Annotated in this window: 1 protein-coding gene; it reads right to left on the reverse strand. The window is 73.2% G+C overall.

The annotated features are described in order from the left end of the window. Positions 1-392 (reverse strand): FAD-dependent oxidoreductase (locus M1M07_RS32565; protein ID WP_248676813.1); only part of this gene is annotated, 392 nt, incomplete at both ends.

Raw genomic sequence — 392 nt, forward strand, 5'->3', positions numbered from 1 at the left:
GCTTGTATTCGTCGTCGGTCAGGCTCACCTCGTAGGCCGCGGCGGGGTCGCGCACCGGGATCGTGGCCGAATAGCCCTTGGCCGGGTAGATCGGCAGGCGCAGGCCGAGCGGCTCCGCCAGCAGCGGGCTGAACGAGCCCATGGCGAGCACGTAGGCGTCGCTGCGCACGCGCGCGTAGCGGCCTTCTGCGTCGGTGATCTCGACATGGTCGATGGCGCCGCCCGCGGTGCGCAGCGCGGTGACGTGGCAGCCCATGCGGAAGCGCACGCCATGGGCTTCGGCGACCTGCGCCAGCGCGCGCGTGAAGGCATTGGCGTCGCCCGATTCGTCCTCGGCCGTGTAGGTGGCGCCGGCCAGCCGGGGGCGGATGGCGGCGAGGGCCGGCTCCAGC

The organism is Rhodococcus sp. HM1 (genome assembly GCF_023218075.1).
Lineage (GTDB): Bacteria > Actinomycetota > Actinomycetes > Mycobacteriales > Mycobacteriaceae > Rhodococcus.